A 24,822-nucleotide genomic window follows, 5' to 3' on the forward strand; every position below is an offset into this window, starting at 1 on the left:
CACTATTGTTATTTGTTCCTTACATACTCCGCATTGAGCCCTGCAAGAACGTCATTTGTAATATCCAATGATGGGTTGCCAACAAGAACGGTGTTTGAAGCGGCTGATGTGCTTATAATAAGTGCGTAATTATGGCTCTCGTTGTATTCGTTGAGGTAGGTCTGTATCTTGTCCATGACCTTGTTGAGCATGACTGCCTCTTTCTCCTGAACCTCGATTGCCTTCTGCTGGTTGAGGTTCTGCAGCTGCTGCTGTCTTTCCTGGAGAGCTGCCTGCTGCTGCTCGGCCTGTGAACGTGTGAGCAGACCTTTGTTCACCTTGTTCTCGAAATCCGCAACTGATTTCTGGAAAGCGTTGCCCTGCTTCTGAAGGTCGTCCTGAATGGTCTGCACCTCTGCCTCTAGAGCCGACTTCTCGTCATTGAACATATCGTATCCGTTTACAAGCGAATCAATCTGAATGTAAACTATGCTGCCTGGAGCTGCAGGTTCAACGTTTGATGCTTTTGCTTCTGTTGAATTGTTGCCGTTGTTGCAGGATACTGAAACGAATGCTGCTGCAATGATAGCTGCAGCAAAGGAAAGTGTTTTTTTCATATAAGACATTAATTATTGTTATTCACACGTAATTGAGATAGTAAAGTACAAAAGTAACATTTTTTTGCATTTTATTTTGTTATTTTTGTGAAATAATATGTGAAAAATGAAGGTAGCCATATTCGGTAGAAGCCATACGCATTACAATGCCGGCGAAATCCATCTGCTTTTCCAGAGAATCTGCGCCAGGCCCGATATCTCACTCCAGGTATATGAACCGTTGAAGGACCTGCTTCAAAGCATGGCGGGGGAACTTCCCGCACACATAGGAATTTCCTATTTCTCCACCGGCGATGGCCTTGCTGATGACAGCGATCTTTTCCTGTCACTTGGCGGTGACGGAACCTTCCTGGATTCAATTCCTATAGTGAGAGGCAGCCTGATACCTGTGGCCGGCATCAATTTTGGCAGGCTTGGCTTCCTTACCACGGCCAGCGTAGGCAACGGAGATACCAGCATAGATGAACTTCTGGAGGGCCGGTTCGGTGTTGAGGAAAGAGCCCTGCTTCACGTTGACAACCCCTGCACGGGTACATATCCATATTGCCTGAACGAACTTACAATACAGAGGCGCAACCAGTCGATGCTTGAAATACGGCTCAAGGTCAACGGCATTGAACTTCCTGAATACTACTCCGATGGCCTTATAATAGCAACTCCTACAGGCTCCACCGCATATTCCATGAGCATTGGAGGGCCTATTGTGATGCCTGATTCCAGAGTCACCATCATTGCGCCTATTGCTCCTCATAATCTTAACGTGCGTCCGCTGGTTGTTCCTGATACGGCGAACATAAGCTTTGAATACAATGGCAGGGGGGAGGATGCTCTTCTGACTCTTGACAACCGGTCCGAGATACTTCCCAAGCACACTCCTGTCACGGTTTCAAAGGCGGATTTCCCGATAAGGCGCGCCGCTGTGGACAACAGTTTCATTGGTGCGTTGTCGCAAAAACTTATGTGGGGGCAGGATAAGCGCAATCTTAAGTAATTTTTTATATATTTGCAGTTTATATTTCACGAACTACGGATTTATGGCAGATAACGGACGCATACCTGAACACGTTACCATCATAATGGATGGCAATGGCCGCTGGGCCCGTGAAAGAGGGAAGGAGCGCGTATATGGCCATTTTGAAGGTGTGGAAAGCGTAAGGGCAGTGACTGAAACGGCCGTTGAGTGCGGTGTGAAGTACCTCAGCCTGTATGCTTTCTCAAAGGAAAACTGGAACAGGCCCAAGGAGGAGGTGAAAACCCTGATGTCATTATTTTTTGATTCAGTAATCAGGGAAACATCGAACTTCATGAAGAATGGCATTAAGTTTGTAGTTTGCGGTGACTTGGAAAAACTTTCGGATGATTTAAGAAACAAGATGCGTGATTGTATGGAACTTACCTCGTCCAATAGCACTCTCACTCTCGTCCTCTTTATCAATTATAGTGGCAAATGGGATATTCTTCAGGCTGCAAACCGGTATTTCCAGGCCGAAGGAAAGAGTGCGATTGACGAGAAAGGGCTTGAAAAGTACCTGGTTACCAGTGGAATACCTGATCCTGACCTTATGATCAGAACCAGTGGCGAATGCAGAATAAGCAATTATATGCTCTGGCAGACAGCCTACACCGAATATTATTTTACAGATATATATTGGCCGGATTTCCGCGGCGAGCAGTTCAAGAAGGCGCTTGAGGCATACGCTCGGAGGGAAAGGAGGTTCGGCAAAGTGGATCTTGGAAAATAACGCAAGTTATTTTTTGATTATAACCATAGATGATGAAACGTTTTAGACTTCTTTTTCTGCTGGTTTCCCTGATACCGGGAATGTTGTCCGCCCAGGACAGCAATGTGGTGGTAGACTATGGGAATCCTCAGAAATATGTTATTGATTCCATCGCAGTGGAAGGTGTGAAGTATGTTACTCCTCAAAGGGTCATTTCCATCACCGGATTTGAAAAGGGAAGCACCGTAACCATTCCAAGCAGTGAGTTCTCAGACGCCACAAAACGCATATACCAGCAGCGTTTCTTCTCCAGGGTGGAGATAGTGATAGATTCTCTCTATCCAACCAGAGACACCGTAAGGCTCAAGATATTGCTTACGGAACGTCCCAGGGTTTCAAAATGGGACTTCAAGGGAATAAGGAAGGGAGAGAAGACGGACATTCAGGACAGGGTGAAACTGAAGAAAGGAATGGAGCTGTCCGATTATACCATCAAGTCTTCATCCGACATCATCAAAAGATTCTTTGCTGAGAAAGGTTTCATAAACTGTCAGGTAAGGGTGGAGCAGGAGACGGATACTGTAATCCGCAATGCCGTGAAAGTCACCTTCAATATAGATAAAGGACTCAAGGTCAAGGTTCAGAGACTTAATTTTCACGGCAATTCCGCCATCAAGGGGCGCAAGCTTCTCAAGAAGATGAAGAAAACTAACGACAAACGTTTCTCCAGCTTTTTCAGGTTCAAGAGTGCCAAGTTTATAAGGAAGGAATACGAAAATGACAAGAACTCGGTCATAGAGGCTTTCAACGAGGCCGGATACAGGGATGCCCGCATAGCCGGCGATTCGGTATATTATGTTGCACCTAACAGGGTTAACATTGACATCAATATAGATCAGGGTCAGAAATACTATTTCCGCAATATAAAGTGGGTGGGAAACTCAATCTATTCGCCGGAGCAGCTGAATTCTGTGCTCAAGATAGGCAAAGGCGATGTTTATGATGTTGTCACGCTTGAGAAGCGTTTGAACGGAGACCCTAAGCAGATGCATCCCGATGTAAAGAAAATGTACACCGATAACGGCTACCTCTTCTTCCACGTTACTCCGGTTGAAATGGCCATTGCCGGAGACTCCGTTGATGTGGAGATGCGAATTTATGAGGGCAAGCAGGCTACGTTCAACAATATCATAATCAACGGTAACAGCATCACCCACGAGAAGATTGCCAGAAGGGCTCTGTTTACAAGACCTGGCTACCTGTACCGTCAGACAGATTTCGGGAGAAGCCTCAGGGAACTTGCCTCAATGGGCCATTTTGATCCCGAAAAAGTAATGTCCGATGGCGGTTACAACCTTCTTCCTAATATAAACAACAATACCGTTGATGCGGTTTACAACCTTGAGGAGAAACCGAACAGCCAGCTGGAACTCTCAGGAGGATGGGGCGGAAACTCCTTTGTGGGAACCCTTGGAGTAAGCTTCAACAATTTCTCCATAAGAAGAATAGGTGACAGGACAGCCTGGAAGCCTGTCCCACTCGGCGATGGTCAGACTCTGTCAATCCGCTTCCAGACCAACGGAACATATTACACCACACTCCAGGCTTCTTTCGTTGAGCCGTGGCTCTTTGGAAAGAAGCCTACATCGTTGAGCGTCACCGCATATTTCTCAAGACAGACCAACTCGTACTACAACTACTACCAGAGCAGCTATGTTGATACCGGCGAGTATATGGAGACTTTCGGACTTGGTGTAGGACTTGGTACCCGTCTGAAATTCCCTGACAACTATTTCGTACTCTATAACGAACTTACCTGGAGAACCTACAAACTTCATAACTGGGCTTACACTTTCATGTTTGACAACGGATTCTCCAACCTGTTCAGTTACAGGATTGCACTGTCAAGAAATTCAACCGACCAGCAGATATATCCAAGACAGGGTTCTGATTTCAGCCTGGGAGTCGAGCTGACGCCTCCGTATTCTCTGTTCAAGGCAAAGGACACTGACTTTGACAATATGGACTATGCAGACAAGTACAAATGGATTGAGTATCACAAATGGAGTTTCAACGGTGCATTGTATACGAAACTCATTGGAGACCTTGTCCTGAAGACTGCGTATAATTTCGGATATCTCGGATATTACAACAAGCATCTGGGCTATTCTCCATTCGAGGGTTTCCTCCTTGGCGGAGACGGCCAGAGTGGCTATCAGACATACGGTTCGGAGTACGTTGGCTTGAGAGGCTATTCCAACTATTCGCTTACACCTATTTCCTCAACAGGCTACTATGCAGGAAATGTATATACGAAATATACAATGGAATTGCGATATCCTCTCATACTTCAGCCTCAATCAACAATCTTTGGCCTGATTTTTGTTGAAGGCGGTAATGCGTGGGGGTCGATCAATGAATTCAAGCCTTTCCAGATAAAACGTTCGGCAGGATTAGGTCTGCGAGTGATGCTTCCTGTTGTGGGTATGCTCGGAATGGACTGGGGTTACGGATTCGACACACCTAATACAAAGGACGGCTCGGGTGGAAGCCAGTTCCACTTCCTCATAGGACAGCAGTTCTAAAAATGAAAATGTTAATTTAAATTCCAGATTATGAAAAGGATTATTTTTACACTGTTCGTTTTGTTTTCGGCCGTTTGCGGAGCATCGGCGCAGAAAACCGGCTATGTGAATACTGAAATCATTCTTTCCTCTCTTCAGGAGTATAAAGACACGGTTGCTATACTTGAAAGCAGAACAAAGGTCCTCCAGACCCGGATAGAAGATGCGTTCAAGAGCGTTGAATATCTCTACAACAGCTATCAGGAAACAAAATACAATCTCTCTCAGGAAAAGAGAACTCAGGTGGAGAATGAAATCATTGCGCGGGAGAGGGCGGCAAAGGCAAAGCAGCAGGAATATTTCGGGGAGAACGGCCAGATGACAAAAGCTACCGAGCAGGCACTCAAGCCTATAAGGGAGAAGGTTCAGAACGCCATAAACGAAGTTGCGAAGGCTGAAGGGTACAGCGTTATCATTGACCTTTCAGTAATGCGCGGAGTGGTTTACAACGACAACAAGTGCAATATCAGCGAGAAGGTTGTCAACAGATTGAAATCAAATAAATAACAATAACAAACACATCAATTCAATTCTATGAAAACATTATTGAAACTTTCATTTGTAGCATTGCTGCTTGTTTCAACCGGTTCCTATGCCCAGACATTCAAATTCGGACATATAAACATGCAGACACTTGTTCAGCTAATGCCTGAAACCGATTCAGCCAACGTTGCACTTGAAAAGTACGGAAAGGACCTTGAGGAGACATTCCAGGGTATGCAGAAAGAATTCCAGAGCAAGTTTGAGACTTACCAGCAGAAGCAGAAGGACTGGTTGCCTGCAGTAATAGAGGCAAAGGAGAAGGAACTCGGCGAAATCCAGCAGAGACTCCAGCAATTCCAGCAGACGGCACAGCAGGATATATCACAGATGCAGGCGCGCCTTCTTCAGCCGGTTATAAAGAAAGCCAACGATGCTGTGGAGAAAATAGCAAAGACAAACGGTTTCACATATATCTTTGACACATCAATCCCGTCACTGATATATATCAACAATGCGCAGAGTCAGGATATACTTCCGCTTGCAAAACAGGCTCTCGGTATTCCTGAAAGCAAGACATTGCCTGCGCCAAAGGCGCAGTAGCGCATATCTGTTCCCGATATTGACTTATTGGCAGGTGCCGGCTCCGGCACCTGCTTGAATTTTTGTGTAAGCAGTTCGGGTCAGAATGAAAAAGAATTATTCTTTTTTTAAGAAATTATGTGTAATTTTGTTAAATAATTGAACGAAAATAATTTCGAGTATAATTTATGGAACACAAGATTATTGACACAAAAGAGGTAGTTATTCGTTTTACCGGAGACTCTGGAGACGGTATGCAGTTGACGGGTACTCTCTTCGCAGATGCATCTGCACTGTATGGAAATGAGATTTCCACATTTCCGGATTATCCTGCCGAGATTCGCGCTCCTCAGGGAACTGTAGCCGGTGTTTCGGGATTTCAGGTTCATATCGGCGCAACGGAAGTTAAAACTCCTGGTGACCTTTGTGACGTGCTGGTAGCAATGAATCCTGCCGCATTGAGGGCCAATGCAAAATGGGCCAAACCTGGTGCAAGCATTATTATTGACACGGATTCATTCGATGAGAAGAGCATTCAGAAAGCAGGATTCCAGACACTGGATCCAATCTCTGAGCTCAAGCTTGAAGATTACAACATTGTAGCATCACCTATCACCACCCTTACAAAGGAGAGCCTCAAGGACAGCGGACTTGACAACAAGGCAATCATAAGGTCAAAGAACATGTTCGTTCTTGGTATGTGCTACTTCATGTTCACCCGTCCTATTGAGTTCACCGAGGCATATCTGGAGAAGAAGTTCGCAAAGAAACCTCATCTCATTGCTCCTAACAAGAAGGTGCTCAACGATGGTTACAATTATGCACATAATATCCACGCAATACCTAGCACTTACAGAATAGAGCCTGCAAAACAGGAGAAAGGCGTTTACAGGAACATCAGCGGTAACGTTGCAACAGCCTGGGGCCTTCTTGCAGCATCCGAGAAATCAGGCCGACCTCTGTTCTGTGGTTCATACCCTATCACCCCTGCAACTGTGATTCTCGAGGAACTTGCCATATACAAGCAGCTCGGAGCAAAGACAGTTCAGTGCGAGGATGAGATAGCAGGTATCTGCACATCAATCGGTGCGGCTTATGCCGGAAACCTTGCAGTAACTTCAACTTCAGGACCTGGCCTTTCACTCAAGTCAGAGGCATTGGGACTTGCAATGATCACCGAACTTCCTCTTGTTATAATTGACGTTCAGAGAAGCGGCCCTTCTACAGGTATTCCAACCAAGACCGAACAGACCGACCTGAACCAGGCACTCTATGGAAGAAATGGAGAATGCCCTGTTATGGTAATGGCTTCACGCACTCCATCAGATTGCTTCCGCGCAGCTTTCTATGCAGCTAAATATGCATTGGAGCACATGATGCCTGTCATCCTGCTTTCAGAGGGATTCCTCGGAAACGGCTCGGAGCCTTGGAAGATTCCTTCAATGGCTGAGTATCCTGCAATCAATCCTCCTATCATCAAGGAGTGCGAGGGCAAGTTCAAACCATTCGAAAGAGACCCTGAGACATTCGTAAGAAAATGGGCTCTCCCTGGTACACCTGGTCTCGAGCACAGAGTAGGCGGTCTTGAGAAGACAGCTGCAGGTGCAGTTTCTTCAGATCCTCAGGTTCACGAGAAAATGGTTGCCGCCAGAGCTGCAAAGATTGCAAAGCTTGCGGACTGCATTCCTGACCTTGAAGTCATAGGCGAGCAGAGCGGTGATGTTCTCATCGTAGGATGGGGCGGAACATTCGGCCATCTTTACACAGCTACCAAGAACCTTCTTGAGCAGGGTATGAAAGTCGGCTTCGCCCACTTCGATTACATCAACCCGCTTCCAAAGAACACAGCTGAGGTATTGTCAAAATTCAAGAAGATCATCGTTTGCGAACTTAACAGCGGACACTTTGTAAACTACCTGCGCGCAAAGGAGCCGGATTTCAAATACGAACAGTTGAACAAGGTTCAGGGCCAGCCATTCATGGTTCAGGAAATTGTTGACGCAGTAAAGGCATTGTAAAACTTAGATAACAGATCAATTATGAAATATACATTACAAGATTTCAAGAGTGACCAGGAAGTAAAATGGTGTCCTGGCTGCGGTGACCATGCTGTTTTGGCATCTGTATTGAGGTCAATGCCTGCAGTTTGCGAGGAACTCGGCATCAACAAGGAGAACCTTGTATTCGTTTCAGGTATCGGATGTTCATCACGTTTCCCTTACTATATGGATACATACGGATTCCACGGTATTCATGGAAGGGCAACCGCACTTTCAACAGGTATGAAGGTTGCAAATCCTGAACTCTGCATCTGGCAGATGACCGGTGACGGTGATTCTCTTGCAATAGGTGGTAACCACTTCATCCATGCAATCAGAAGGAACATCAACATCAATGTGATATTGTTCAACAACAGAATATACGGTCTTACAAAAGGCCAGTATTCTCCAACTTCAAAATTCGGTCTGGTAACAAAGACCTCCCCTTACGGAACAATCGAGCAGCCTTTCACACCTGGCCAGCTCGTTCTCGGCGCAAGAGGTACATTCTTTGCAAGAACCCTTGACTATGACCTTGCACTCAACCAGGAGATCCTTCCTATAGCTGCAAAGCACAAAGGAACTTCCATCATTGAATTCTGCACCAACTGTGTCATTTACAACGATGGTACACACAAGGAGTGGTCCGCAAGGGAACTCAGGGACGATACAACAATCACTCTCAGACATGGAGAGAAGATGCTCTTTGGAAAGAACAAGGAGAAAGGTATTGTTCTTGACAAGGAAACACTCCAGCTCAAGGTTGTGAAGCTCGGTGAGAACGGTATTACAGAGAAAGATATTCTTGTTCACGACGCCCATACAGACAACGTAGGCATTCACACAATGCTCGTTAACATGAAATATCCTGATTATCCTGTTGCTCTTGGTGTGATCAGGGACGTTGAGGACAAGACATACGACGACAATCTCTGGAATCAGGTATGCGAGGTTGAGGCAAAGGCTAAGATCAAGTCAGTTGACGAGTTGCTTCACAGCGGTGCAACCTGGACAGTTGAGAAATAACTTGAATTATAGTTAACCAAATATCAACAAAAACAATTTTCATTTAAAACATTCATTATCATGAAAGTATCAGAAATAATGGCGCAGCTCGAGGCTAAGCATCCCGGCGAAAGCGAGTACTTGCAGGCTGTAAAAGAGGTGCTTGATTCAATCGAAGAGGTTTACAATCAGCATCCTGAGTTTGAGAAGGCAAAGATCGTTGAAAGAATGGTTGAGCCTGACAGAATCTTCACATTCCGTGTTACCTGGGTGGACGACAAAGGCGAAATCCAGACAAACCTCGGTTATCGTGTACAGTTCAACAGCGCTATTGGACCTTATAAGGGTGGTCTCCGCTTCCACAAGGCAGTTACACCTTCAATGCTCAAATTCCTCGGATTCGAGCAGACATTCAAAAACGCTCTTACAACTCTCCCTATGGGTGGTGGTAAAGGTGGTTCCGATTTCGATCCAGTTGGAAAATCAAACGACGAAATCATGCGTTTCTGCCAGGCATTCATGCTTGAGTTGTGGCGCTGCATAGGTCCTGATCAGGATATTCCTGCAGGTGACGTAGGCGTTGGCGGCCGTGAGATCGGTTTCCTCAATGGAATGTATCAGAAACTTTCACGTCAGTATCATACAGGCGTTCTTACAGGTAAGGGCATGACTTGGGGTGGTTCAATCCTCCGTCCTGAGGCTACAGGTTTCGGCGCTCTCTATTTCACACAGCATGTTCTTCAGACAGCTGGCAAGGATATCAAGGGCAAGACCGTTGCAGTTTCAGGTTTCGGTAACGTTGCTTGGGGCGCTTGTACAAAGGCTACTGAGCTCGGCGCTAAGGTTGTTGCAATTTCAGGTCCTGATGGCGTTTGCGAAATTCCAGGCGGTATCACCAAGGAGATGATTGACTACATGCTCGTTATGCGTTCTTCAAACCGTAACAAAGTTCAGGATATGGCCGACAAGTTCCCAGGTGCTGCCAAGTTCACAGCTGGTAAGAAGGCTTGGTCAGTTAAGTGCGATATCGCTCTTCCTGCAGCATTCCAGAATGAGCTTTCAAAGGCTGATGCAGAGGAACTCGTAAAGAACGGTACATGGTGCTGCTGCGAGATTTCCAACATGGGTTGCCAGGCTGAGGCTATTCACTACTTCCAGTCAGTTCCTGGATTCCTCTTCGCTCCTGGTAAGGCAGTTAACGCCGGTGGTGTTGCTACATCAGGTCTCGAGATGACCCAGAACGCTGAGCATATCAGCTGGTCAGGTAAGGAAGTTGACGAGCGTCTCCATACCATCATGGCTTCTATCCACGAGCAGTGCGTTAAATTCGGTACACAGCCAGACGGCACAATTGACTACGTTAAGGGTGCAAACATTGCTGGTTTCATGAAGGTAGCTACCGCTATGTTGGAGCAGGGTATCATCTAATTGATATATCCCAACCAGATTCAAGGGGCTGACTGAAAAGTCGGCCTCTTTTTTTATTGGAGCTCTGAGCAGAACCTTCTTGCAATTTTGAGCGCCGGTGGTTATATTTGTATCAGTAATTGCGGATTGTGATATTATTTTTTTGCGGCTTATGAAGGTTGGAATTATGGATTCAGGTGTTGGCGGACTTTCCGTTTGGAAGGAGCTTGTGAGAATCTTCCCTTCCGCTAATTATGTATATGTGGCGGACAGCGGCTATTGTCCATACGGGGAGCGGAGCGTGCAGTATATCATTGATAGGTGCGAAGCCATTTTCGATTTTCTGATTTCCAAGGAGGTGAATGCCATTGTGATTGCCTGCAACACTGCCACCGCTGCTGCTGTTGAGTATCTTCGTTCAAGATATTCGCTTCCGATAGTAGGTATGGAACCGGCTGTGAAACCGGCGGCGCTTTCTTCAAGAAGCGGTGTCATAGGTGTTCTGGCAACGAAAGGAACTTTCAGCGGCTCCAAATATCTCAATACCTTGAATCTTTTTGCAAAGGATGTCAAGGTGGTGGAGCAGGTTGGTACCGGGCTGGTTGAACTGGTTGAGAGCGGGAAGCAGGATTCGCCGCAGGCTTTTGCCCTCCTGTCAAGATACATACAGCCTATGATAGATGCCGGAGCGGATCATATAGTCCTCGGCTGCACTCATTATCCTTTTCTTTCACCGGCGATAGATGTGATTACCGAGGGCAGGATCACTCTGGTCAACCCCGCACCTGCGGTGGTGCGCAGACTTTGCTCCCTGCTTCATTGTGAGGATTCAGGCACGGTGGGCAGCGATGAGTTCTATACAACCGCAGACAATATGGATGTGCTGAACAGAATGACTCTGAGCATTGTTACTTCCATGCCGGGATGCTTCAGAAAAATGAGATATAAGCAGATAGATATTTGATTATGACAAAGAAAGTTTCTTCAAAAGTGCTAAAGGAGGTAACCCCGCTTTCAAGCAAGGACTGCCTGTACATTGCGGACAGAAGCAAGAGCGAGTTCACATATCCTGTTCATACTCACAAGGAATGCGAATTGAATTTTACAGAGCACGCTACCGGCGTACGCAGGGTAGTGGGCGATTCAAGCACGATTCTTGGTGAATATGATCTGGTGCTGATAGGGGGAGGAGTGGAGCATGTCTGGGAGCAGCATGAGTGCAGGAGCGAGAAGGTGCGTGAAATAACAATACACTTTTCATCTGATGTCTTTCTCAACAGTTTCAATGACAAGGCCCCTTTCGATTCCATAAAGGAACTTCTGGGGAAGGCCGATAAAGGTGTTGAGTTCCCTATGCAGGCCATTCTCAAGGTATATGACAAGCTCGATTCGCTATGCAACCAGGAAAGGCCGAGCTTCTATGCATTCACAAGTTTCATGGAGATCCTGTATGAACTGTCGCTGTACAAGGATGTGAAGATTCTTTCAACAAGCGCCAAGGCAAAGATTGAACTGCATCCTGACAACAGAAAGATAAAGATTGTAAAGGAGTATATAAACAAGAACTACAAGGAGGAGATAAGACTTTCCGAGCTGGCGGAAATGGTTGGTATGAGCAGCGTTGCTTTCAGCAGGCTTTTCAAGAACAAGACAGGCAGCAGTCTTTCGGATTATATAATTGACATAAGGCTCGGTTATGCTTCAAGGATGCTTATTGATTCCCAGATACCTGTTGCCGATATCTGTTTCTACAGCGGCTTCAACAATCTGAGCAATTTCAATCGTATTTTCAAGAAGAAAAAGAACTGCTCGCCCAAGGAGTTCAGGGATATTTATAGAAAGAGAAAGATAATCGTATGATTCACAATGGAACATGTTGTTTCAAGGCCGCTTTTGCAGCTCTTGTTGTGTGTCTGGCTTCATCGGTGGCGCTTGACGCTCAGGTGGGGCGTTATGATACCAGCGTTGGCAAGAAGGTGGATTTCAGCTACCATCCGATGCACAGCGGTGATTATGTGTTCTGGGGAACAACAATCCCTACGCTCGAATATTCCGTAAAGAGCCTTGGTCCGAGGAAGGACAGTAAAAGGATTGTGCTGTTGATTACAAGCGATACTCTCACGCAGGTATATACCTTTGCCCAGAATCTTGTACTCGGCCCCGGTGATTCGTCAATAGTTTCTTTTTCCTTCAACCTGCAGCCCGGCTTTTACAGGGCGGTCCTTTATGAGGAGCATGGCGTGAAGTATGGTTCCGACCGGGTTAACGGAAGCAGATCCGAGATGAAAATGGTTGTTCCATCAGTTTCATTCGCTTTTGAGCCTGAGAAACTTGAGCGCAGGCAGCCGTCTTGTGAAAATGATTTTGACCTGTTCTGGAAGCTGGCCCATCAGGATGCCACTCTTATGAGTGGAAGGTGCAGAGTGTCTAAAGTGAAGAACAATGACGGTGGAAGAAGGGTCCGGCTTCTTACAATTAATCCTCCATACGGTGGCGAGTTCAAGGCTTATATGTTCGAGCCAAGGAAATCCGGCAAGTTCCCTGTTGTGATTTCTTTCTATGACTCTGACTGTATGCCGCTTCCAGAATGCGATCAGGCTGATTCATCACTCAACAGAATCGATATTGCGGTGTCTCTGCGCGGACAGGGCTTATGTTCTTCAGACAGGAGTTACGGAATCTATCAGGCGTACGGAATAAAAAGCAGGGAGGACTACTACTATAAGTATGCATACCTGGATGGAGTCAAAGCGCTTGATTTCGCATATGCTCTTGCGAATGCGGACAAGAACAGAATATATGTTGAGGGCAGTGGAACAGGAGCCGAGGTGGCGCTGGCAGTGGCGGCAATGGATGAAAGGGTTGCTGCAGTTGCGGCTTATGCTCCGGGAATGACTGACTTCAATTATATGACCAGGTGGAACAAGGATTTCATGGATCCTATATATGAAAGCGCCAGGAATGCCGGCGTTAGTGAGAACCTCGTTCGCGGTACGCTGTCATATTTCAATATTGCGTATTTCGCCGCAAGGGTGAAATGCCCTGTCATTTATGGCGTTGGACTTCAGGATGAGAAAGTTGCTCCAAGGCTGAGTTTCGCTTCCTATGCCAAAATTCCTGATGCAGCCCATAAGGAGTATTATGTATTCCCTGATTGCGGTCATTCAGCGCCTGCAGAGTGGGAGTTGCTGAAGAGAAATTTCTACAGGAGACATTGTAGATAGTAGCTTATTTAGTACCTTTGCATAGATTAACTTAATAATTATATGTCATACAACAAAGTATTTTTAATTGGCAATGTGGGCAAGGATCCGGATGTGAGACATCTGGAGAGCGGTGCGGTTGTGGCACAGTTTACTCTGGCTACATCAGAGAGGTATAAGGACAAGAGCGGAGCTGTTCAGGAACTTACTGAATGGCACAATATCGTTTGCTGGAGACAATTGGCTGAGATTGCCGAGAAGTATATCAGCAGAGGTACCCAAATCTTTGTGGAAGGCAAGATCAGAACAAGAAATTGGACAGATCAGAGTGGCGCAAAACGTTATACCACGGAGATCTATGCAGACAATATACGCTTGCTCGGACGTAAGGGCGATGGCGCTCAATCGTTCGGTCAGCAGGAAAGACGTCCTTCTCCTGCAGTTCAGGAGCAGGCACAGCCACAGCAGTATGGAGGATATCAGAATAATACTGCTGCAGTGTCGCAGCCAATGGTTTCAGCGGCCGACCTTTCAGAAGATTCATCAGATGACTTACCATTCTAACAGGATAATGAATAAAGTTGACGTTGTACTCGGTCTCCAGTGGGGCGACGAGGGAAAAGGCAAAATTGTTGATGTTCTTGCACAGAAGTATCCGGTGGTTGCAAGATTCCAGGGCGGTCCTAATGCCGGACATTCAATTCACTTCGAGGGTAAGGAGTTTGTGCTTCATTCAGTACCTTCAGGCGTTTTCAGAGATGGTTCGCTCAACTTCATAGGCAATGGAGTTGTTCTTGATCCTGTCATTTTCAAGGAGGAGTGCCAGGCCATTGAGGCAATGGGTGTTCCTGTACGTGACCGTGTTGTTATTGCAAGGAGGACACATCTCATTCTGCCTACCCACAGAACAATCGACGCTGCATCCGAGGCATCAAAGGGCAAGGGCAAGATTGGTTCAACCCTCAAGGGTATTGGTCCGGCTTATATGGACAAGACCGGAAGAAACGGACTCAGGGTGGGCGACATCCTTCTTCCCGATTTCATGGAAAGATTCAGTGCTCTTAAGAAAAAGCACATTGCTTTCCTCAAGCAATTCGATTACGCATACGATCCAATGGAGAATGAGAGCAAGTGGCTTGAGGCGGTGGAGTACATGAGGCAGTTCAGGATTGTTGACGGCGAGTATGAAGTCAATTCATATCTTGCTTCAGGCAAGGCCATTCTGGCCGAGGGCGCTCAGGGTTCGATGCTTGATGTTGACTTCGGTTCATATCCTTTCGTCACTTCTTCATCAACAGCCTGTGCCGGTGCCTGCATAGGACTTGGAGTTGCTCCTTCAAGAATAGGCAATGTATATGGAATATTCAAGGCATACTGCACCAGGGTGGGTTCAGGTCCGTTCCCAACTGAACTGTTCGATGAGACAGGGGAGACACTCAGACAGATAGGCCATGAGTTCGGAGCTACAACAGGCAGGGCGCGCAGAACCGGCTGGCTTGACCTTGTTGCATTGAAATATGCTGTGATGATAAGCGGTGTTACAGAGCTTATTATGATGAAATCGGATGTGATGGACAACTTTGATACAATCAAGCTTGCCGTATCATACAAGGTCAATGGTGAGGAATGCGCAAGCGTGCCTTACGATGTATATGCAAAGGTGGAGCCTGTTTACAAGGAGTTCAAGGGTTGGAAGACCAATCTCATGGAGGCTTCAGCCAAAGGACTTCCTGCCGAGTTCGAACAGTACATAGCCTTCATCGAGCAGTATCTCGGAGTTCCGATCAAGGTGATTTCATTGGGACCTGACAGAGATCAGACAATTTTCAGATAAAAACATATTTAAAATTTATTATTTATGATTACCAGCAAATACGCTAAACAGTGGAAGCAGAACGCCATAGGCGTTATGGACAAGATTGAGTCCACTCAGCTTGAGAACATTCAGAAAGTTGCAGAAGTAATGGCTGACTGCATTCAGTCAGGTCATCTTGTACATACATTCGGTTGCGGTCACGCCAACCTTCCTATTGAGGAGATGTATCCAAGAATCGGTGGTTTCGTAGGATTCCATCCACTTTGCGAGCTTCCTTTGACATTCTTCACACATATCAGAGGCGAAATGGGTATCGATCAGTTCCTTTTCCTCGAGAGATGCGAAGGTTATGGTCAGACAATCATGAAGAGCTGGAATTTTGACAAGGAGGATGTTCTCTGGTTGTTCTCTCATACTGGAATCAACGCTGTTAACATTGATATAGCCCTGGAGGCAAAGAAGCGTGGAATGAAGGTCATTGTATTCGGTTCAGCTTCCGAGACAGGTGCAAAGGTTCCAAGACATTCATGCGGAAAGAACCTCTTCCAGATTGCAGACTATGTAGTTGATTCATGCTGCCCTCTTCAGGATGCATCAGTCAAGATGGACAAGGAGTTTGACAAGATAGGACCTCTTTCAACAATGGCATTCGTAACAACAGTATGGATGACAATGTGTACTGTAGCGGAGATTCTTGAGGAGCGCGGAGTCAAGCTTTACATCCATCCTTCTCATAACGTTCCTGGTGATACAACAGCTCACGAGCGCCTTGCCGCTTGTATTGAGAAATACAGAGAGGTTACACAGAAGTGCTAGTGTGATGTACTCGGATTTTGATATAACCACTGCAAAGTGGGGAGATGTAAGGGCCATGTCGTCATACGACATGGCCATTCTTCCATGGGGGGCTACCGAACCTCACAACTGGCATCTGCCATATTGTACAGATATGCTCACTGCTCAGGCCGTTGCATTCGAAGTTGCACAGAAGGCCCATGAACGCGGAGTGAACGTAATGGTGCTTCCTGGTATTCCACTTGGCTCGCAGAACCCTGGCCAGATACAGCTTCCATATTGTATCCATACCAGCGTGACCACACAGCTTGCTGTCCTTAAGGACGTTGTCAACTCATTGAAACATCAGGGAATACATAAACTTATCATTATGAGCGGTCATGGCGGAAACATATTCAAGGCCATGATAAGGGATATAATGATTGAGGATCCGTCAATGACAATCGCGCATAACGAATGGTTCGCATTCATTCCAAGGAAGGATTATTTCGAGATTCTTGACGATGACCATGCCGGCGAGCAGGAAACATCCGTGATGCTCCATTATTATCCTGAACTTGTCAGGATGGATATGGCTCAGGATGGCAGATACAACAAGTTCGCCATTGACGGCCTTAACAGCAAGGTTGCCTGGCTGCCAAGGGACTGGTCAAAGGTGACGGAGAGCACCGGCGTAGGTAATCCTTTGAAAGCCACTGCGGAAAAAGGCAGGAAATACATGGAGGCTGTCATACCAAAGATGGTTGATTTCGTAGTTGATTTCGCAACCAAGGAAGTATATTGATTTTTTGAAGGAAAATAAGTAAATTGCACGATTAATTTGAATTTTATATGAGCACTTCACAGAAATTCCTCAATGACCACGCATGGGCCAGATGGACAGCGTTGATTCTTATTGCTTCAATGATGTTCTTCGGCTATATGTTCGTGGATGTAATGTCACCTCTGCAGTCTTTGGTAGAGGCTCAGAAAGGCTGGACCCCGGATGTTTTCGGAACGTATGCCAGCGGTGAATATATTCTCAACGTATTCGGCTTCCTCATCATTGCCGGCATTATCCTTGACAAATGCGGAATCCGTTTCACAGGAACTCTCAGTGCATCGCTTATGGTTCTTGGAGCGGTCATCAAGCTATATGCCATCAGTGATTATTTTACCGGCAGCGCTCTTGAAGGCTGGCTGAACAGCTGGTGGATATCAATGCCGGGTAATGCCAAGCTTGCCGCTTTCGGTTTCATGATCTTTGGCTGCGGCTGCGAGATGGCCGGCACCACGGTTTCAAAAGCGCTTGCAAAATGGTTCAAAGGCAAGGAGATGGCTTTTGCAATGGGATTGGAAATGGCTATCGCCAGAGTGGGAGTGTTTACCATATTCTCCATTTCTCCTCTTATTGCTGCAAGATTTGACAAGAGCGTTGTAGCTCCTGTTGCGTTCTGCACACTGCTTCTGATCATCGGCCTCATCACTTATATTGTCTTCACTTTCATGGACAGCAAGCTTGACAGGCAGATGGGTGTGTCCAGCAGCCATGATCCTGAGGATGAGTTCAAGGCAAGCGACATACTCAAGATATTTTCAAGCAAGGTCTTCTGGATTGTTTCGCTTCTTTGCGTTCTCTACTACTCTGCAATTTTCCCATTCCAGAGATATGCCACGAACATGCTTGAGAGCAATCTCGGTATAAGTGCCGAGGATGCGGCAAACATTTTCAGATGGTTCCCTATAGGTGCCGGAATCATTACTCCTTTCCTCGGTTTCTTCCTTGACAAATACGGAAAGGGTGCAACCATGCTTATCTATGGAGCAATCCTCATGGTGGTCTGTGACCTGGTTTTCGCATTCATTCTTCCAGCATATCCTGAGAAACTGATAGCATTCACAACAATAGTTCTTCTCGGTATTTCATTCGCACTTGTTCCTGCCGCTCTCTGGCCAAGCGTTCCAAAGATCATAGAGGAGAAAGTGCTGGGAAGTGCATACTGCCTTATTTTCTGGGTTCAGAACATCGGACTCTGCCTTTTCCCTATCCTTATTGGCAAGGCATTGGCAGCATCCAATCCGGGCGTAAGCGAGGCAATAGCTGCAGGTGTTGAAGGCGCTCATTACAATTACACCGTTCCTATGTGCATCTTCGCATGCTGCGGTGTTGCAGCCTTCTTCCTTGGTCTGTACCTCAAGATAGAGGACAGAAAGAAAGGCTACGGGTTGGAGCTTCCTAACATAAAGCAGGCGGTTTGAAATAATCGATTGGAAACAAATTAACTAAACTCAATATGGAAAACACAACTAAAACAATCAGCGCAAAAGCCTGCTGGCTGGCGCTGGCTTGTCTGGTGGTACCTATGTTCGGTTCATATTTCTTTGATGATATGTTCTCAACGGTATCACAGATCTTCAAGAACCCTGAAATGCTTCAGCTGGGTTGGAATTCTGCAAACTTCGGACTTTATGCCGGCGGTTATTCGTTCCTTTGCGTATGGGGCGGCCTCATCATCTGCGGCGTGCTTCTTGACAAGTACGGTGTAAGACTCGTTGGCTCAATCTTTGTTGGAATGATGCTCGTTGGTGCTGCAATAGTAACCTGGGCCATTTCCACCCCTTCATTCAGTCCTGCAACATCACTCTCGATAGCATACGTTGGCTGTATGCTCTTCGGCCTTGGAAGCGAGATAGCCGGTGTTGCCGTTACACGTTCCATTGCAAAATGGTTCAAGGGCAGGAACATTGCACTGGCCATGGGTCTGCAGCTTTCAATTGCCAGAATAGGTACAGGTATAGCAATGCTTCTTTCCCCGGTGCTTGTGCTCAAGCATCATGTGGAAGGTGAGATGTTCCTTCTGAATGAAACCAACAAGCCTGCATTGTTCGGCCTTGCCTTTATTTTCATAGGAGCTATTCTCTGGGCGCTTTTCGTTGCAATGGATGCGAATTATGACAGACAGGCAGGTATAGTAAGAACCAAGGGCGTTGTAAAGGACGAGGACAAGTTCAAGTTCTCCGACATAATCACTGTTCTTAAGAACCCTAGGTTCCTTATGATTGCGGCTCTCTGTGTCTTCTTCTATTGCTGCGTCATCAGTTTCAAGAAGTTCGGTACTTCCATCATCATTCCTAGATTCAATCTTCCGGCAGACAATGCTTCAGTGATGATTTCCATGATTGCATTCGCACCAGTTATCTTCACCCCTCTGTTCGGTGCATTGGTTGATAAGGTTGGTAAGGCTACCACATGGATGATATCCGGTGCAGTAATGGTATTCTGCGCACACCTTATCATTGGATTTGCTCCTGCAACTCAGGCTTTCGGATATCTTTCAATCGTATTGCTGGGAATCGGTTATTCGCTTGTTCCTTCCGCTATGTGGCCTACAGTTCCTAGAATAATCCCGGAGAAGAATCTCGGTACAGCGTACTCCATGATCTATTGGATTCAGAATATGGGTATGATGCTTGTTCCTATCTGCGTTGGCAGCATTATGAGCAATACCATCACAGCAGAGTTTGGTTCCGATGCTTACAAGGCTCAGGAACTTACTGCGGCCGTTCATTCAGAGTATCTGTTCGTAAGTCTCGGCGTAGTTGCAATAGCAGTTGCAACCTGCCTGTTCTTCAATTCAAAGAAGCATCCAGAACTGAAGATGGACCGTCCTTCAAAGGATGTTAAATAATTGACAAATGCTTCTGGAGTCCATAAATACACCAGCTGATCTGAGAAAACTGCAAGTGGGGCAGTTGCCGCAGCTTTGCGCAGAAATCAGGGATTATATGCTCAGATGCTGCGCTGAGAACCCGGGGCATCTGGGTTCAAGCCTCGGTGCTGTTGAAATTGCAGTGGCTCTTCATTATGTATATGACACACCTTCAGACAAGCTGGTGTGGGATGTGGGACATCAGGCATACGCTCATAAAATAATTACCGGCAGACGCGAGGCCTTCAAGGATAACAGAACCTTGAACGGAATAAGCGGCTTTCCGAAAATGTCCGAGAGCGAATATGACGCTTTCGGTGCCGGGCATGCATCCACTTCAATATCGGCCGCTCTTGGTATTGCAACAGCGGCCAGATTGAAGGGGGAGCGGACTCATACCGTTGCAGTGATAGGAGACGGCGCAATGACCGGAGGTCTGGCATTCGAGGGATTGAACAATGCAGGTGCCCTTAAATCAGACATTCTGGTAGTGCTCAATGACAATCAGATAGCCATTGACAAGGCTGTAGGAGCGCTGCACAACCATCTCCTGAAACTTTCCACATCACCTGCCTATAACCGTATGAAACTCAAGGTTTGGGACAGGCTGGGGAATGTATATATAAGGAGATTCATCCAGAAGATTGTCAAAGGTTTGAAGAGCGTTTTCTTCAGACGGGGCCTGCTTATGCAAAGTCTTGGCTTCAGATATTTCGGAATAGTTGATGGCAATGACATTGAGCAGCTTGTAATGACACTGCAGAATATAAAGGAGCTCAAGGGGCCGAAGATTCTGCACGTCATGACAGTAAAAGGCAAGGGTTATGCGCCGGCAGAAGCCGATCCTTGTGTATGGCATGCACCTGGTAAATTCAATTACAATACAGGTGAGCGGATAAAGTCAGGCAATGGAAGGTTGAAATATCAGAACGTCTTTGGCAGGACCATGGTTCAGCTTGCCCAGGAGAACAAGTCAATAGTTGGTATCACAGCTGCCATGGCCTCAGGTACTTCCCTTGACGTGATGATGGAGAAGTTCCCTGACAGGGTTTATGATGTTGGTATAGCCGAAGGTCATGCAGTGACATTTTCTGCCGGGCTGGCTGCAAACGGAATGCTTCCTTTCTGCTGCATATATTCAACTTTTCTTCAGAGAGCATACGACAACATTATCCATGATGTGGCCCTTCAGAATCTCAAGGTGATTTTCTGCATAGACAGAGGAGGCATTGTAGGAGAGGACGGCGCCACCCATCACGGTGCCTTTGATCTGAGTTATCTCCGTACGGTGCCGGGAATGACAATAATGGCTCCGCTGGATGAAATCGAGCTCAGGGCAATGATGTATTCCGCAACAAGTGAGGAATATGCAGGACCCGTGGCCATCAGGTATCCAAGAGGGGCATGTGAGGGCTATGAAATGGATTGGTCCGCTGAACCTGAACCGGTGGCACGAGGCAGGGCCAGAATGCTCAGGAGCGGTTCGGGGAATGTTGCTGTACTATCGATAGGTACCATAGGTAACAGGGTGAGGAAGGCTCTTGACGGACTTGATGCGGCTCATTATGATATGCGCTTCCTGAAACCTGTTGACGAGGAGGTTCTGGAGGATGTGTCGCAGAAGTATGACACTGTAATAACCGTAGAGGACGGAACTGTGAACGGAGGTCTGCACAGCTGCGTGAGCCAATGGATGTCCGAGCGTGGGAAACGTTGCATTGTAGTTCCGCTCGCCTTGCCTGACAGATTTGTGCAGCATGGCAGCGTTGATGAACTCCTTTCGCAAAGCGGGCTCAATATCAAAGAAATAGGGAATTGCGTCAGAAAATATTCAAAAAAATAGCAAAATTCTCTCAAAAAAATTTGGTAGGAATAAAGGAAAAACATACCTTTGCAATCCCAAGCGAAAAAAAGGGAAATGCCGAAGTAGCTCAGTTGGCCAGAGCAGCTGATTTGTAATCAGCGGGTCGGGGGTTCGAATCCCTTCTTCGGCTCCATGAAATAAATGCTCGGTCATTTATTTTTTTTGAATGGCTGAAAAGTTTTTTGAATAGTTTAACAAGTCGGGGAGATACCAAAGTGGCCAACTGGGGCAGACTGTAAATCTGCTGGCGCACGCCTTCGTAGGTTCGAATCCTGCTCTCCCCACTTTTTTTATGCTTGCGGAAGTAGCTCAGTTGGTAGAGCATCAGCCTTCCAAGCTGAGGGTCGCGGGTTCGAACCTCGTCTTCCGCTCCAGCAGGCCAGTGTAGCTCAGGGGTAGAGCGCTTCCTTGGTAAGGAAGAGGTCGTGAGTTCAATTCTCACCACCGGCTCTATAAGTATATATAATATCAATTAATAAAGCTTTACTATTATGGCAAAAGAAACCTTTAAAAGAGACAAGCCCCATGTAAACATCGGTACTATCGGCCACGTTGACCATGGTAAGACTACTCTAACCGCAGCTATCACAACAGTATTGGCAAAGAAGGGCCTTTCTGAGTTGCGTTCATTCGATTCAATTGACAACGCTCCAGAGGAGAAAGAGCGTGGTATCACAATTAACACCGCTCACGTTGAGTATCAGACAGAGAACAGGCATTATGCACACGTTGACTGCCCGGGCCATGCTGACTATGTAAAGAACATGGTTACTGGTGCCGCTCAGATGGATGGTGCTATCCTCGTTGTTGCAGCTACTGATGGTCCTATGCCTCAGACACGTGAGCACATCCTTCTCGCCCGTCAGGTAAACGTTCCTAGAATCGTTGTTTTCCTGAACAAAGTTGATATCGTTGACGATCCTGAGATGATCGACCTCGTTGAGATGGAGGTTAGAGAGCTCCTCAGCTTCTACAACTTCGACGGTGACAATGCTCCTATTATCCGTGGTTCCGCTCTTGGTGCACTCAATGGTGACCCACAGTGGGAGGACAAGGTAATGGAACTTATGGCAGCTGTTGACGAGTACATTCCACTTCCAGTACGTGACAACGAGAAACCATTCCTTATGCCAGTTGAGGACGTATTCTCAATTACAGGCCGCGGTACAGTTGCTACAGGTAGAATCGAGACAGGTACAATCCACGTAGGTGATGAAATCAACATCATCGGTCTTGGTGACGAGCCTAAGAAGAGTACTGTAACAGGTGTTGAGATGTTCCGTAAGATCCTCGAGCAGGGTGAGGCTGGTGATAACGTAGGTTTGCTTCTCCGTGGTATCGACAAGAAAGAGATCAAGAGAGGTCAGGTTATCGCACGTCCTAACACAATCACTCCTCACGAGAGATTCCAGGCTGAGATTTACGTATTGAAGAAAGTAGAGGGTGGTCGTCATACTCCATTCCACAACCACTATCGTCCTCAGTTCTTCATCCGTACATTGGATATTACCGGAGAGATTGCTCTTCCAGAGGGAGTTGAGATGGTAATGCCAGGTGATAACGTAACAATTACTGTAGAGCTCATCTACCCTGTAGCTGTTAACGAAGGTCTTCGTTTCGCTATCCGCGAGGGTGGTCGTACAGTAGGTGCAGGTCAGGTAACAAAGCTTCTTGACTAATACGTTGTACTGAAAAATCAAGGTCTGCACTTAAGGTGCAGACCTCTTATAGGGGAATAGAACAAGGGTAGTTCATCGGTCTCCAAAACCGCGGATGTGGGTTCGAATCCTGCTTCCCCTGCCAGAATCAAAGTTACGTTTGGTTTATTTTTTAACAGGGATTTTCAAAGCTTCCATTGAAAATCCATAATAAAAAAGTGATGAGCAAAATTACTTCGTATATCAAAGATTCATATGTTGAGTTGACCCAGAAAGTCAGCTGGCCCAGTTGGTCTTCTCTTCAGAGTTCTGCCATCCTTGTAATGATTGCTTCATTTATTCTTGCTGTTGTCATTATGCTTATTGACATGTTCTTCAAGAATACCATGAGCTGGATTTATAACATTTTGTATTAGAAATGGGCGAGGCGGAAAATTTGAAATGGTACGTTGTCAGGGTAGTTGGAGGTAAGGAAAAGAAAGCAAAGGAGTACATTGAAAAGGAGATCAGAAGACTTGGTCTTCAGGAAAAAGTGACTCAGGTGCTCATTCCAACCGAAAAGGTCTATCAAGTTAAGAATGGAAAAAAAGTTAGCGCGGAGAGAATATTCTTCCCGGGCTATGTTCTTATTGAAGCCGCCCTTACAGGAGAGATTCAGTATATAATCAGAAACGTTACGCACGTTTCAGGTTTCCTTTCTGACCGTCAGGGTGGGAAGGAGACTGAACCTACACCGCTTCGTGCCGTTGAAGTCAATCGTCTGCTTGGTAAAGTTGACGAACTTATCGACAAGGAGGAGGAGAATATCACACCATTTGTAATTGGAGAAGACGTAAAAGTTGTAGATGGTCCTTTCAACGGATTTGATGGAACCATTGAGGAGATTCTTGAAGACAAGAAGAAGCTCAAGGTAATGGTCAAGATTTTCGGAAGAAAGAACATTCTGGAACTCAATTTTGTTCAAGTTGTTAAAAATTAATTTTTTTTATTATGGCTAAAGAATTTGCCGCATTCATTAAATTGCAGATCAAGGGTGGTGCTGCCAATCCTTCACCTCCTGTAGGACCGGCTCTCGGTTCAAAGGGTGTGAACATTATGGATTTCTGCAAGCAGTTCAATGCACGCACCCAGGATAAGGCTGGCAAAGTATTACCGGTAATCATTACTGTTTATACAGATAAATCTTTCACATTTGAGGTCAAGCAGCCACCTGTAGCGGTTCAGCTCAAGGAGGTAGCAAAGATTCAGAAAGGTTCAGCTGAGTCCAACCGTAAAAAAGTAGCTCCAATCACCTGGGAACAGGTAAGAGCTATTGCTCAGGACAAAATGCCTGATATGAATGC

23 protein-coding genes and 5 tRNA genes are annotated in these 24,822 nt (G+C 46.3%); 27 read left to right on the forward strand and 1 reads right to left on the reverse strand.

The window, feature by feature from the left end; genetic code table 11:
* Nucleotides 1–8 precede the first annotated feature (8 nt).
* Nucleotides 9–596 carry an OmpH/Skp family outer membrane protein gene (locus tag AC06L3_RS02160; protein ID WP_475668986.1) on the reverse strand — a complete coding sequence of 196 codons (588 nt, stop codon included), beginning with the start codon at nt 594–596 and terminating at the stop codon, nt 9–11.
* Between the two features lie 106 nt (nt 597–702).
* On the opposite strand from AC06L3_RS02160, the gene AC06L3_RS02165 reads away from it, so the two are divergent.
* The 27 genes from AC06L3_RS02165 to rplK form a co-directional block, all read left to right on the forward strand.
* Complete coding sequence (locus tag AC06L3_RS02165) at nt 703–1,587, forward strand: NAD(+)/NADH kinase (protein WP_475668987.1); 885 nt, start codon at nt 703–705, stop codon at nt 1,585–1,587.
* 43 nt (nt 1,588–1,630) lie between these two features.
* A complete protein-coding gene (gene uppS / locus AC06L3_RS02170) occupies nt 1,631–2,338 on the forward strand; it encodes a polyprenyl diphosphate synthase (RefSeq protein WP_475668988.1) in 708 nt (235 codons plus the stop codon).
* A 29-nt stretch (nt 2,339–2,367) separates the two neighbouring features.
* Nucleotides 2,368–4,902, forward strand: coding sequence for a BamA/OMP85 family outer membrane protein (locus AC06L3_RS02175; protein WP_475668989.1), 2,535 nt, complete (start codon nt 2,368–2,370; stop codon nt 4,900–4,902).
* Nucleotides 4,903–4,932: 30 nt separating this feature from the next.
* Entirely contained in the window at nt 4,933–5,448 is a 516-nt protein-coding gene (locus AC06L3_RS02180; RefSeq protein ID WP_475668990.1) for an OmpH/Skp family outer membrane protein, read from the forward strand.
* A gap of 27 nt (nt 5,449–5,475) precedes the next feature.
* Complete coding sequence (locus AC06L3_RS02185) at nt 5,476–6,024, forward strand: OmpH/Skp family outer membrane protein (protein ID WP_475668991.1); 549 nt, start codon at nt 5,476–5,478, stop codon at nt 6,022–6,024.
* Nucleotides 6,025–6,191: 167 nt separating this feature from the next.
* Nucleotides 6,192–8,021 (forward strand): 2-oxoacid:acceptor oxidoreductase subunit alpha, encoded by a 1,830-nt coding sequence (locus AC06L3_RS02190; protein WP_475668992.1) that lies wholly within the window; start codon nt 6,192–6,194, stop codon nt 8,019–8,021.
* Between the two features lie 21 nt (nt 8,022–8,042).
* On the forward strand, nt 8,043–9,068 hold the full coding sequence (locus AC06L3_RS02195) for a 2-oxoacid:ferredoxin oxidoreductase subunit beta (RefSeq protein ID WP_475668993.1): 1,026 nt from the start codon (nt 8,043–8,045) through the stop codon (nt 9,066–9,068).
* Nucleotides 9,069–9,128: 60 nt separating this feature from the next.
* On the forward strand, nt 9,129–10,475 hold the full coding sequence (gene gdhA, locus AC06L3_RS02200; protein ID WP_475668994.1) for an NADP-specific glutamate dehydrogenase: 1,347 nt from the start codon (nt 9,129–9,131) through the stop codon (nt 10,473–10,475).
* A 151-nt stretch (nt 10,476–10,626) separates the two neighbouring features.
* The gene (gene murI, locus AC06L3_RS02205) at nt 10,627–11,418 is read left to right on the forward strand and encodes a glutamate racemase (protein WP_475668995.1); all 792 of its coding nucleotides are present in this window, start codon (nt 10,627–10,629) and stop codon (nt 11,416–11,418) included.
* Nucleotides 11,419–11,420: 2 nt separating this feature from the next.
* Complete coding sequence (locus tag AC06L3_RS02210) at nt 11,421–12,314, forward strand: helix-turn-helix domain-containing protein (protein ID WP_475668996.1); 894 nt, start codon at nt 11,421–11,423, stop codon at nt 12,312–12,314.
* Complete coding sequence (locus tag AC06L3_RS02215) at nt 12,311–13,678, forward strand: acetylxylan esterase (RefSeq protein ID WP_475668997.1); 1,368 nt, start codon at nt 12,311–12,313, stop codon at nt 13,676–13,678. Before AC06L3_RS02210 ends, AC06L3_RS02215 begins: the two co-directional genes overlap by 4 nt.
* A 42-nt stretch (nt 13,679–13,720) precedes the next feature.
* Nucleotides 13,721–14,221 (forward strand): single-stranded DNA-binding protein, encoded by a 501-nt coding sequence (locus AC06L3_RS02220; protein WP_475668998.1) that lies wholly within the window; start codon nt 13,721–13,723, stop codon nt 14,219–14,221.
* Entirely contained in the window at nt 14,205–15,491 is a 1,287-nt protein-coding gene (locus AC06L3_RS02225) for an adenylosuccinate synthase (protein WP_475668999.1), read from the forward strand. The genes AC06L3_RS02220 and AC06L3_RS02225 overlap by 17 nt, the downstream gene beginning before the upstream one ends.
* Before the next feature lie 24 nt (nt 15,492–15,515).
* Nucleotides 15,516–16,289: a sugar isomerase domain-containing protein gene (locus AC06L3_RS02230; RefSeq protein ID WP_475669000.1), complete on the forward strand. Its 774-nt coding sequence runs from the start codon at nt 15,516–15,518 to the stop codon at nt 16,287–16,289.
* 4 nt (nt 16,290–16,293) lie between these two features.
* The gene (locus AC06L3_RS02235) at nt 16,294–17,052 is read left to right on the forward strand and encodes a creatininase family protein (protein ID WP_475669001.1); all 759 of its coding nucleotides are present in this window, start codon (nt 16,294–16,296) and stop codon (nt 17,050–17,052) included.
* Nucleotides 17,053–17,099: 47 nt separating this feature from the next.
* The gene (locus AC06L3_RS02240; protein WP_475669002.1) at nt 17,100–18,506 is read left to right on the forward strand and encodes an MFS transporter; all 1,407 of its coding nucleotides are present in this window, start codon (nt 17,100–17,102) and stop codon (nt 18,504–18,506) included.
* Between the two features lie 35 nt (nt 18,507–18,541).
* Nucleotides 18,542–19,936 carry an MFS transporter gene (locus tag AC06L3_RS02245; RefSeq protein WP_475669003.1) on the forward strand — a complete coding sequence of 465 codons (1,395 nt, stop codon included), beginning with the start codon at nt 18,542–18,544 and terminating at the stop codon, nt 19,934–19,936.
* 7 nt (nt 19,937–19,943) lie between these two features.
* Nucleotides 19,944–21,800 carry a 1-deoxy-D-xylulose-5-phosphate synthase gene (gene dxs / locus AC06L3_RS02250; protein ID WP_475669004.1) on the forward strand — a complete coding sequence of 619 codons (1,857 nt, stop codon included), beginning with the start codon at nt 19,944–19,946 and terminating at the stop codon, nt 21,798–21,800.
* 77 nt (nt 21,801–21,877) lie between these two features.
* Nucleotides 21,878–21,954: transfer RNA gene (locus AC06L3_RS02255), tRNA-Thr, on the forward strand.
* 68 nt (nt 21,955–22,022) lie between these two features.
* A tRNA-Tyr gene (locus AC06L3_RS02260) sits at nt 22,023–22,105 on the forward strand.
* A 14-nt stretch (nt 22,106–22,119) separates the two neighbouring features.
* Nucleotides 22,120–22,195, forward strand: a tRNA-Gly gene (locus AC06L3_RS02265).
* A 4-nt stretch (nt 22,196–22,199) separates the two neighbouring features.
* A tRNA-Thr gene (locus tag AC06L3_RS02270) sits at nt 22,200–22,271 on the forward strand.
* Nucleotides 22,272–22,312: 41 nt separating this feature from the next.
* Nucleotides 22,313–23,500, forward strand: coding sequence for an elongation factor Tu (gene tuf, locus AC06L3_RS02275; RefSeq protein WP_475669005.1), 1,188 nt, complete (start codon nt 22,313–22,315; stop codon nt 23,498–23,500).
* Nucleotides 23,501–23,550: 50 nt separating this feature from the next.
* Nucleotides 23,551–23,624, forward strand: a tRNA-Trp gene (locus AC06L3_RS02280).
* 76 nt (nt 23,625–23,700) lie between these two features.
* Entirely contained in the window at nt 23,701–23,895 is a 195-nt protein-coding gene (gene secE, locus AC06L3_RS02285; RefSeq protein ID WP_475669006.1) for a preprotein translocase subunit SecE, read from the forward strand.
* A gap of 2 nt (nt 23,896–23,897) precedes the next feature.
* Nucleotides 23,898–24,458: a transcription termination/antitermination protein NusG gene (gene nusG / locus AC06L3_RS02290; RefSeq protein WP_475669007.1), complete on the forward strand. Its 561-nt coding sequence runs from the start codon at nt 23,898–23,900 to the stop codon at nt 24,456–24,458.
* An 11-nt stretch (nt 24,459–24,469) separates the two neighbouring features.
* Nucleotides 24,470–24,822, forward strand: a 353-nt coding sequence (gene rplK, locus AC06L3_RS02295) for a 50S ribosomal protein L11 (RefSeq protein ID WP_475669008.1), incomplete at its 3' end; no start/stop codon positions are given.

It is taken from the genome of Candidatus Egerieousia sp., from assembly GCF_056211015.1.